General features: G+C 62.6%; 6 protein-coding genes. 2 read left to right on the top strand and 4 right to left on the bottom strand.

All coding sequences use genetic code 11. The features are described from left to right. Positions 1-195 precede the first annotated feature (195 nt). A complete protein-coding gene (locus tag ACVOK8_RS09785) occupies positions 196-984 on the top strand; it encodes a ferredoxin--NADP reductase (protein ID WP_303746558.1) in 789 nt (262 codons plus the stop codon). A gap of 100 nt (positions 985-1084) precedes the next feature. Here ACVOK8_RS09785 and ACVOK8_RS09780 read toward each other — a convergent pair whose 3' ends face one another. After that, on the bottom strand, positions 1085-1564 hold the full coding sequence (locus ACVOK8_RS09780; RefSeq protein ID WP_481566636.1) for a glutathione peroxidase: 480 nt from the start codon (positions 1562-1564) through the stop codon (positions 1085-1087). Positions 1565-1719: 155 nt separating this feature from the next. Between ACVOK8_RS09780 and ACVOK8_RS09775 the strand changes: the two genes are divergently transcribed. Beyond that, positions 1720-3891, top strand: a complete 2172-nt coding sequence (locus ACVOK8_RS09775) for a M3 family metallopeptidase (RefSeq protein WP_481566635.1) — start codon at positions 1720-1722, stop codon at positions 3889-3891. Positions 3892-4254: 363 nt separating this feature from the next. Here the strand turns inward: ACVOK8_RS09775 and ACVOK8_RS09770 are convergent, their stop codons facing one another. The 3 genes from ACVOK8_RS09770 to ACVOK8_RS09760 are packed head-to-tail and all read right to left on the bottom strand — an operon-like array spanning position 4255 to position 7597. Beyond that, entirely contained in the window at positions 4255-5256 is a 1002-nt protein-coding gene (locus ACVOK8_RS09770; RefSeq protein ID WP_481566634.1) for an HlyD family secretion protein, read from the bottom strand. A gap of 9 nt (positions 5257-5265) precedes the next feature. Further along, a complete protein-coding gene (locus tag ACVOK8_RS09765; RefSeq protein WP_481566633.1) occupies positions 5266-5463 on the bottom strand; it encodes a DUF1656 domain-containing protein in 198 nt (65 codons plus the stop codon). Next, on the bottom strand, positions 5453-7597 hold the full coding sequence (locus ACVOK8_RS09760; RefSeq protein ID WP_481566632.1) for an FUSC family protein: 2145 nt from the start codon (positions 7595-7597) through the stop codon (positions 5453-5455). The genes ACVOK8_RS09765 and ACVOK8_RS09760 overlap by 11 nt, the downstream gene beginning before the upstream one ends. Between the last annotated feature and the right edge of the window lie 5 nt (positions 7598-7602).

Genomic DNA, 7602 nt, shown 5'->3' with positions numbered 1-7602 from the left:
CCCGCCCCCCCCCCCCCCCGCGCCGCGCCCCCACGGGCCCCCCCCCCGGCGCCCCCCCCCGCCCGCCCAGCCCCCCAGCCCCCCCCCCCCCCGCGGGGGCGGCCCCGCCACTACAACGCCCCAGTCAAATGAGATTCATTCCCATTTAAGGGAAATCGGCTAGAATAGGCCGATCTCCAATATACGAATCACGGCATGTCTTCCGCTTTTGGCGCCGAAACGGTGCTTGAAGTCCGTCATTGGACGGACGCCTACTTCAGCTTCTCCACCACCCGTGACAGCGGCTTCCGCTTCGAGAATGGCCAGTTCGTGATGATCGGGCTGGAAAACGAAAACGAAGGCGCTCGCCCGGTGTTGCGTGCCTATTCCATCGCCAGCGCCAACTGGGAAGAGCAGCTGCACTTCTTCAGCATCAAGGTGCAGGAAGGTGCGCTGACCTCGCGTCTGCAGCACCTCAAACCCGGCGACAAGGTCCTGGTCGGCAAGAAGCCCACCGGCACCCTGCTGATCAGCGATCTGCACCCCGGCAAGAACCTCTACCTGCTGGGCACCGGCACCGGTCTGGCACCGTGGTTGAGCGTGGTCAAGGACCCGGAAACCTACGAGCGCTTCGACAAGGTGATCGTCTGCCACGGCGTGCGTTACGAGAAGGACCTCGCCTACCGCGAGTACTTCGAGCAGGAACTGCCGAACGACGAGATCCTCGGCGATATCGTCCGCGACAAGCTGCTGTATTACCCGGCCGTCACCCGCGAGCCCTTCCCCAACCAGGGCCGCCTGACGTCGCTGATGGAAAGCGGGCAGATGCAGGAGGCACTCGGCCTGCCGCAGCTGGACCCGGCCAACGACCGCTTCATGATCTGTGGCAGCCCGCAGATGCTAGCCGACCTTCGCACCGTGCTGGATGCACGCGGCTTTGAGGTCTCCACCCGCATCGGCACCCCGGGCCACTATGTGTTCGAGCGCGCGTTCGTAGAGAAATAAGCAGATTTGTGGGAGCGGCGTAAGCCGCGAAGCTGCTGTTGCCGCTGAATTGGGCGTTTCTGCGAGCCTCGTGGTTTACCTCGTTCCCACACGACGGCGCCTACAGCGCCGCCTTGATATCCGCTTCCAGCGCCTCCGGGCGTGCGGTCGGCGCGTAACGGGCAACCACCTGCCCATTGCGTCCGATCAGGAACTTGCTGAAATTCCATTTGATAGCGGCAATGCCCAGCGCGCCGCGCTTCTGACGCTGCAGCCACTGCCACAGCGGATCAGCATCCGCACCGTTGACTTTGAGCTTGGCCGACAGCGGGAAGCTGACGCCGTAATTGATGCTGCAGAAATCCTGGATGGCCGCAGCATCGCCCGGCTCCTGATGGCCGAACTGGTCGCAGGGGCAGCCCAGCACCACCAGCCCTTGCGGGCCCAATTCCTGCCACAGCTGCTCCAGCCCTTCGTACTGCGGGGTGAAGCCGCACTTGGACGCGGTATTGACGATCAGCAGCACCTTGCCATCAAAGGCAGCCAGCGGCAGCGGGCGGCCGTCCAGCGCGGTCAGCTCGAAATCGAAGGCATTAGGCATGGCGCGGCTCCTGACAGGACCGCCAGCGTACGCCATCACGATGCCAACGGCATGCAAGATGTGGCCTTTCAGCGCAACCATGCCATTCGACACACCCATACAGGCGCGCCTACAGGTAACCTGAAAGATCAGTCTTTTTTACCGGAGTTTCCGCCTTGAACACCCGTCTCGCCCTCGCCCTTGCCGCGACCCTGGGTCTTGCCCTGCCGGCTTACAGCCAGGCCGCAACCACTGCGACCACCCAATCTGCCCAGCAGGCCAATCCGTTCTTCGCTGAAAGCCCGCTGCCGCTGCACTACCCGCAGTTCGACAAGATCAAGGACGCCGACTTCGCGCCGGCCTTCGACGCCGGCATGGCGCAGCAGCTGCAGGAAGTGGAAGCGATCGCCAACAACCCAGCCGCGCCGACCTTTGAAAACACTTTGGTTGCGCTGGAAAACAGTGGCGCCGTGCTCGACCGCGCCACCACTGTCTTCTTCGCGCTGATCGGCGCCGACACCAACGACGCGCGCAAGAAGCTGCAGGCCGACTATTCCGCCAAGTTCGCTGCGCATAGCGACGCCATCAACCTCAACGGCAAGCTGTTCTCGCGCATCGAGACCCTGTACAACAACCGCGCCAAGCTGGGCCTGGACGCTGAGAGCCTGCGTCTGGTCGAGAAGTACCATGACAACTTCGTCCGTGCCGGCGCCAAGCTGTCCGACGCAGACAAGGCCAAGCTCAAGGCAATGAACGCCGAGCTGGCCAACCTGGGCACCAAGTTCAGCCAGAACGTGCTGGCCGAGGTCAACGCTTCTTTCATCGTGGTCGATGACGTCAAGCAGCTGGACGGCCTGTCGGCCGAGCAGATCGCCGCCGCTGCTGAAGCCGCCAAGGCCCGCAAGCTGGATGGCAAGTACGTCATCGCCCTGCTCAACACCACCGGCCAGCCGCCGCTGACCAACCTGGCCAACCGCGAACTGCGCCAGAAGATCTACGAAGCCTCGATCTCGCGTGGCAGCAAGGGCGGTGAGTACGACAACACCGCACTGGTGTCGCGCATCATGACCCTGCGCGCCGAGAAGGCCGCACTGATGGGCTTCCCGAACTTCGCCACCTATTCGCTGGGCAACCAGACCGCCAAGACTCCGGAAGCAGTCAACGCGATGCTCGGCCAGCTGGCTCCGGCCGCCGTCACCAACGCCAAGCGCGAAGCCGCTGACCTGCAGGCGATGATCGACAGCGAGCAGAAGGCCGCCGGCAAGCCGACGTTCGAACTGCAGCCGTGGGACTGGGCCTTCTACAGCGAGAAGGTGCGCCAGGCCAAGTACAACTTCGACGAATCGCAGCTCAAGCCCTACTTCGAACTGAAGAACGTGCTGGAGAACGGCGTGTTCTTCGCCGCCGGCAAGGAGTTCGGCCTGAGTTTCAAGCAGCGCACCGACCTGCCGGTCTACCACGACGACGTCACCGTCTATGACGTGTTCGACGCCGATGGCAGCCAGCTGGCCATCTTCATCTTCGACCCGTATGCACGCGAGTCCAAGCGTGGCGGTGCATGGATGAATGCCTATGTGTCGCAGTCGGGCCTGACCGGCGACAAGCCGGTGGTTGCCAACCACCTCAACATCCCCAAGCCGCCGGCCGGCAAGCCGACCCTGCTGACCTGGGACGAAGTGACCACCACCTTCCACGAGTTCGGCCATGCACTGCACGGCATGTTCTCGGACGTGAAGTACCCGTACTTCGCCGGTACCGCGGTGCCGCGTGACTTCGTCGAGTTCCCCTCGCAGGTGAACGAGATGTGGTCCGACGAGCCGACCATCCTGGCCAACTACGCCAAGCACTACCAGAACGGCTCGGCGATGCCGCAGGCACTGCTGGACAAGGTGATTGCCGCGTCCAAGTTCAACCAGGGCTTTGCCACCACCGAATATCTGGGCGCAGCGATGCTGGACCAGAACTGGCACCAGATCGGCGTCGGCCAGATCCCGGCACCGAAGGACGTGATGAAGTTCGAGCATGAAGCGCTGGTCAAGGACGGCATCTATTACGCGCCGGTCCCGCCGCGTTACAAGACCCCGTACTTCAGCCACATCATGGGCGGCTACTCGGCCGGCTACTACGCCTACATCTGGTCGGAAGTGCTGGATGCCAACACCCAGAAGTGGTTCCGCGAAAATGGTGGTCTGTCGCGCGCCAACGGCGACCACTTCCGCAAGACCCTGCTGTCCAAGGGCGGCAGCGTCGATGCGATGGAGCTGTTCCGCAACTTCGCCGGCCACGAGCCGCAGATCGAGCCGCTGCTGGAGAAGCGTGGTTTGACCACCGGTGCTGCTGCCAAGTAAGCGGCTGCTGGTTTTGATGAAATGAAAACGCCCGGCTTTGCCGGGCGTTTTCTTTTGCTTCGTGCGGCAGATCAAAAGCCCCCCTCATCCGCCCTCCGGGCACCTTCTCCCGCAGGCGGGAGAAGGGAGTGGTCAGGCACCGCGGGGGGGCTGATGCTTTGCTTGAGCTCACGCATTGCGCGGCAAGCTATCAACTCAAGCAAGCGCCTGCATTCCCTTCTCCCGCAAGCGGGAGAAGGTGCCCGGAGGGCGGATGAGGGGGCTTTGTGCTTCTGGCTTTGTGCTTCTGGCTTTGTGCTTCTGGCTTTGTGCTCTGGACTTCGCACAACCAACGAGCAGTCAGCGAGAAGGTTCAACCCAAGCCTACCGCCCCCGCTCCACAATCACCGTAGCGGTCATGCCATTGGCCAATACAACACCCTTTGCAAACGACCCCGCATCCAGCTTGATCCGTACCGGAATCCGCTGCGCCAAGCGCACCCAGTTGTAGGTCGGATTCACATTGGCCAGCAGGTCGCTACCGGTCGGACTATCCGCGTCGGTGATGCCATGCGAAATGCTCTCGATATGCCCATGCAGCTCCTGCCCGCTCATCAGCTGCACGCGGGTGCCGTCACCCACATGCAGCTGCGCCAGCTTGGTCTCTTCGAAATAGCCGTAAACCCAGAACGAATCGGTATCGATGACTGCCAGCTTGGCCGCACCAGCTGTGGCGTAATCACCCTGCCGCACTTCCAGGTTGGTGACATAGCCATCCACCGGTGCACGCACCTGGGTGCGCTCCAGATTCAACTCTGCAGTATCCAATGCAGCCTGTGCCTGCTCCACCGCAGCCACTGCCTGCTGCTGCGAAGCACTGGCTTGCTGGCGGCTGGCCTGCGCCTGCGCCACACCGGCACGCGCGGCCTGCGCGGCGCTGAGCGCATCGGTACGCGCTTCTTCGGAGATCAAACTGCCAGTGATGCGCTGGCGACGCTCGTACTGCTGCTCGTAGCGGCTGGCATTCGCACTCTGCTGCGCGGCACCGGCTGCTGCAACCTGGATGCTTGCACCCGCTGCTCGCGCTGATGCCTGTGCGGCGGCCAGATTGCCACGCGCCTGATTCAAGGCGTTCTGGTAGCGCGCCGGGTCGATCTGATACAGCACCTCACCGCGCTTCACCAACTGATTGTCGCGCACCGCTACCGCGCTGACCGGACCGGAAACATCCGGTGCAACCCGTACCACCTCGGCACGCAGGCGACCTTCGCGGGTCCATGGCGAATACATGTAATGGCGCCACATCGCCGTTGCGATCAGCGCGGCAATCACCACCATCACGGCAGTGATGGAGAAACGAAGAATGGATTGGACTTTTGGGGTCATGGAAGATTCTCAGAACAGCAGCAGGCCGAAGCCACCAAACAGACAGATGAAGATCGCGGTGCGGAACAAGGCCGGGTGCCAGACATGGCGGTACCAGCCGCGACGGCCAGCCAAGGAGTCCAGCGCCCACAACACGACGCAAACCGCGACGAACAACAACAGCAAGCCAGGAAACAAGGTTCCCGCAAACGCAATTTCAATAGGCATGACGAGCCGTCTCCAAGCTTGAATCAAGGGGCGTGATATAGGTCGCCATCACCGAGCTGTCATCCACCATGGCCAGTCGCACCAGGCGCAGATGCAGCAACACCCGTGCTGCAACGCCCCCGTCCTTGGCTTGGCTGCGGGCACGCTCAACGGCGGCAGTCAACACGCTGTCGGCGCGTTGCCACGCCTGCGCGCTTGGTACTGCAAAGAAGTCGGACAGCACAGAAACCACCTCGTCCACACATTGGTGCAACTGCTTCGTTGCCGGTTCGTGGGCCACGTCCTGGCGCAGATGGATAAGCGCACGGCCGGTTTCATTGACCGCCAATGCCCAGGCCAGCTGCAGGCGTGACTCCTCGCTACCCGCCGCAGTGTGGGCGACGATCTGGTGCAACAGATCACTATTGGTGCTCTCAAAACGATGCTGCAGGCCGCGCAGCGGCGCCTGCGCAGCCAGACCTACCTGCGCGCGCAGGCCGGCCATTTGCCGTCGTCGCAACCAAGCCGTGCCCACCAGCGGTGGCATCAGCGCGAAGCTCAATACCGCCGCTCCCATCGCGATCATCTGCGAGGTGCCTTCGTTGAAAAAACGCACTGGATCAAAGGCGTGCACGCCGGTAATGGCCAGGATGTTGACCAGCCCCATCGTGTAACCAAGACCGAACACCGCCAGCTTGGGCCGGCTGACCATATAGGGGCCGACCATGAAAAACGGCAGCAGCCCCGCTACCAACAAGGTGAAGCCTTCCATCCGGGTCAACACCATGTAGTCGCAGACATAAGCCGCCAACACACCAACCAGATAGCCCCAGGCAACCTTGCCGGTCATCTGCGCGGCGTTTGGCATGGTGGCGAACAGGCCGGAAAAGATCGTCGCCAAGAGCATCACATTGACCGCCATCGCCCAGCCGCTGGCAGCCCACAATGCGCCCAACAACAACATGGTGATGGCCGTGCGGGCGAACGCTACCGCGGCACCGAGATAATCATTGCCGCGGATGAAGTGGGCACGTGCGTCCTCCTCGGTCGGCGCGATCTGCAGGGTAAGCTGCCGACGCGCATGCACGTACTGTTCAAGCTCCTTTACGAAGCGCCGCAACAACTGCGCACCAACATCGAAGTCCTCGACCTGCGAAATACCGTTCAGTTCTGCGCGCAACTGGGCAGCTCGGGTCGCAAGGTTTCTGCGCACCTCGTGGATCTGTTCGGCCAGCTGCGCGGGCGACTGCTCACTCGACTGCAGGGCCGCGCCCAGCGGCTGGTACAGCCTCTGCAAGGCCTGGCCAGCAGCAGGGTCTGGCTGACGCAGCAGACGATTGATCAGATGGTGTAGAGACTGAAAACTGGTCGATGCCGCCATGAAGCGCTGGTTGAATCGTTGTAGATGCGTGCTGCGCGCACGCGCTTCGCCGTCTTCGAAGATCACCGAGCTGCGCAGATCCTCCAACGCCACCGCGTCACGTACCACGCGAAGATGCGCCTGCTCCATCCGCTCGCGTGGCATTTCGCCAAGCAGGGCGCCGCGCGTGAAACCAAGGAAATTTTCGTACTGATTGTTCACCGCTGTACGCAAGGTGTCGCGCAGGCGCACCGGAAACATCGTGTCGCTGATAACCGCGGTAACCAGCAAGCCCAGCAGCACCTCACTGATGCGTGCCACCGCCGAATCGAAGACCTGCCCTGGATGCGTGGATATCACCGGCAAGGCAACGATGGCCGCGGTGTAGCCGGCCAGCACGAACGCATAGGATTTGAAGTTGCGATGCAAGGTGGCCCCGGCAGTGCAGCCGGCGATCCATAACGCCATCAACAGCAGGAACGGCTCGCGCTGCTGCGGAAACAGGCCCACGATCAACAACGCACCGGCCGCACCTACAAAGGTGCCAAGTACCCGGTAAAAAGCCTTGGCCAGCACCATGCCGCTTTGCCGGTGCATGACGATGACCGTCGTCATCATCGCCGTACCTGGCTGCGGCAACTGCAGGCGCATGGCCAGCCAACCGGTCAGGAAGAAAGCCACGGTCGTGCGCAGCACGAACAGCCAGGTGTCGGCCTCGCCCTTGAGGAAGCCGCGCATGCCTGCGTACCAAGGCTCCGCGAGCTGCGGGCTTGCTGATGTCGGGGTTGCTGACATGACCT

The organism is Stenotrophomonas sp. STEN083 (assembly GCF_056759195.1).
Note: the sequence above shows the minus strand (reverse complement) of the source record. Positions and strands in the feature narration are given on the sequence as shown.